Source organism: Pontibacter sp. Tf4 (assembly GCF_014212495.1).
In the GTDB taxonomy this organism is placed as follows: Bacteria; Bacteroidota; Bacteroidia; order Cytophagales; family Hymenobacteraceae; genus Pontibacter.
Genome location: NZ_JACKZC010000020.1, coordinates 1 through 2,910, shown reverse-complemented (window position 1 = coordinate 2,910; position 2,910 = coordinate 1). Strand labels below are relative to the sequence as shown.

General features: G+C 57.3%; 2 protein-coding genes. Both read right to left on the bottom strand.

The window, feature by feature from the left end; translation table 11 throughout:
* Positions 1–848 (bottom strand): type IX secretion system membrane protein PorP/SprF (locus tag H7F15_RS19290; RefSeq protein WP_185198639.1); only part of this gene is annotated, 848 nt, incomplete at its 3' end.
* Between the two features lie 7 nt (positions 849–855).
* Positions 856–2,910 (bottom strand): PKD domain-containing protein (locus tag H7F15_RS19285; RefSeq protein ID WP_185198638.1); only part of this gene is annotated, 2,055 nt, incomplete at its 5' end.

The following is a 2,910-nucleotide window of genomic DNA, read 5'->3' as shown; positions in this document are numbered from 1 at the left end:
CGCTTGCGGTACGAGGCTCCGGCCCAGAGGAAATCCCGGTAGAGCACTTTCAGGTTCACATCCGCGGCCACCGGGGCAGACGGCACATACTTGATCAGGGTAGATGGAAGCAGCGATACGGCAGGAGAAAGTACCACCTTATAGCCGCCAGTCAGGGCATAATGCGCCTGTGCTCTATCCACATCATTTCCCTGATTTTCTTCCAGCGCCAGTTCATCTTGAAACAGTTGCGCAGCAGTCGCCCCCACGTAGTAGCGCTTTGAGTAGAGCAAAGTGCCAACCGTGATATTGGGCTGCACCCGGTCGTGGTAGCCGCTGGTATAGGTCGGGTCGTTGGGGTCGGTAAGCTTTAACCGTGACTGGTCTACTTTGTACACTGACACGCCGGCCGAAAAACCACCCGCCAGCTTCAGTGACCTGCTCACAGGTAAATGATACGCATAGGTCAACCCTGCGTCAGAGCGTTTGAGCACGCCGGCTTTATCCAGCTGCACGGTAAGCCCTGCCCCGTGGTGGCCCTGCTCCCGGTGAAAGTCTTTTTTGCGGTATTCTTCATACAGCGCCTTCCGCCCGTTCTGCCATCGTGATGGAAAAGACGAAGCCGTAGCGCGGTTGTCAGTTTTATTTAAGGGCAAATGGGCTGTCAGGTACATCGACTCCGGGGCTCCTTCCAGGCCAGTCCATTGGTTGCGCCAGCCCATCTTCACATCCACATAGTTCTCCGAGCCGGCCACCGCCGGGTTCACCAGGAAACCATTGAGCATGTACTGGCTGTAGTGCGGCAGCTGCTGGGCCTGCACCATCGTGCACAGGATAGTGGCAAGGCAGGTAAATAGTAGCTTTCTCATCCCTTTCTTAGCGTAATACCGTTACCGATCCCCGTAACACGTCCGCAGCCCCCAGGCCGGCATCTATCACGTAATAATACACGCCGTCGGGCAGCGAAGAACCGTTGCGGGTCCCGTTCCAGGGCGTGGTGTAGCCTTTGGTGCGGAACACTTCGTCGCCCCAGCGGTTAAACACTTTTACCTGCACGCCATCAAAGGCATCAATGCCTTCCAAATGCCAGGTGTCGTTGATGCCATCCCCGTTGGGTGAGAAAGCATTGGGTATTTTCAGATGCTCCGACAGCACCACACTCAGACTGATCCGCACGTCGTCCATGGCGTCACTGCAGCCGCTCCCCTGTACAAGCCAGCGCAGCACATAGGTTTGCCCCACAACGCCTGTAAAGGTAGCTTTCGGGTCGTGCACATCCGAGAACTCGCCGCCCCTGCCGCTCACAATTGTCCAGGTGCCCTGGCCGCTGGCTGGTACGTTGGCGTCTAAGGAAGTAGCCGGATTGCCATACGGCAGCAACTGGTCTTCGCCGGCAGTAGCCGTTAAAAGCGGATGGGCTGTTACGTCCTGCTCCAGCAGATGGGTGCACCCTTTGTCGCTGGTTACCTGCAGGCGTACCCGGTAGGTAGCCGCTGTTTGGTATGTGTGAGACGGATGCTGCTCCGTGGAAGTGGTCCCGTCTCCGAAATCCCACTCCCAGCCGGTGATGCTGCCGGAAGCAAGGATGCTTTCATCCCGGAAACTAAAGCGCGTGGTCTCGCACACGCTTACCGGAGAGAAAGCGGCCTGCGGCACCGGGTAGATCGTGATCTCTTTTGTGGCAGTAGTAGTGCAACCGTCTTGGGTGGTAGCTGTCAGCGTGACGGTATAGTTGTCCGCTGTAGTATAGGTATGGCTTGGGCTGGAAAGCACGGACGTGGTGCCGTCACCAAAATCCCAACTATAGGTTAGGCCGGGAACCGGGGCGGTAGTGTTGGTAAAGGTAAGCGCCTGGCCGGCACAGGTGTTGGCAAAGGTAAACTGCGCCGGCGCCAGCGGGTGAACCACCAGCGTTTTCGTCGTTTTTTTTACGCAGCCGTTTTGTGAGGTAACTGTCAGGGAAACCTGATATTCATCAGCCGAACTATAGGTATAGGTTGGGTGCTGCTCCGAAGAGGTAGCTCCATCACCGAACTCCCAGAGCCAGGAAGTAATGGCGCCGCCGTCGGCTACCGTAGACTGGTCGGTGAAGGTAACCGCCTGGCTTTGGCAGGCTGGAGACGACTGGAACGCTGCCACAGGCAGCGGGTAGACGGTAACATTGGGGAGCACAATCTCGTCATGGCAGCCGGCGGCCGTGCGCGTAACAAGCCTGACGGCATAGGTAGCGGCTTCCTGGTAGGTATGTGTCGGGTTTTGCTCGCTAGAGGTGGTGCCGTCGCCAAAGTGCCACTCCCACTCAGTTACAGCGGTGGGGCCTGTGAGAGGCGTAGAGGCTGCCGTAAAACGTACGGTATTGCCCAAACAGGTATTTTCGGCGGCAATGGTGGTGACGGCTTTGGGCGCGATGTTTAGGGTGATGGTGGTGGAGATCTCGGAGTTGCAGTTGTATAGGTCGTTGCCTACCGTGGTCAGGGTCACGTCATAGTCACCCGGCTCATCATAGGTATGGGTCGGGAACTGCTCGGTAGACGTGTTGCCATCGCCGAAATGCCACAGCCAGGAGAGTACCGGGTACTTCGTCTGGGCCGAAAAGGAAATGGTTTTGTCCCCGCACTGCAGATCGGCATCAAAACTGATCTGCTGGTTGCGGTCATCTACCACGCCGGCGTGCAGGGCATAGCCATACGACTCCTGGGTTTTAAAGCGGCTGCGGTCCATGATGGTGCCATAGGCAACGGCATTGAATTTAACATCCGCTTTCAGGTAGTGCCGGCCGGCGCTTACTAGCTGCACGGCATACGACAAAGCCGGGTTAGAAGGCATGGGCGAAAAGGCTATAGGTGCGCCATCCAACCGGAACGATGCGGCCTGCGCCGTAGGGATGACCACGTTGATGAAGTGCTCGTGGATGTTGACCAGGGATTTGGA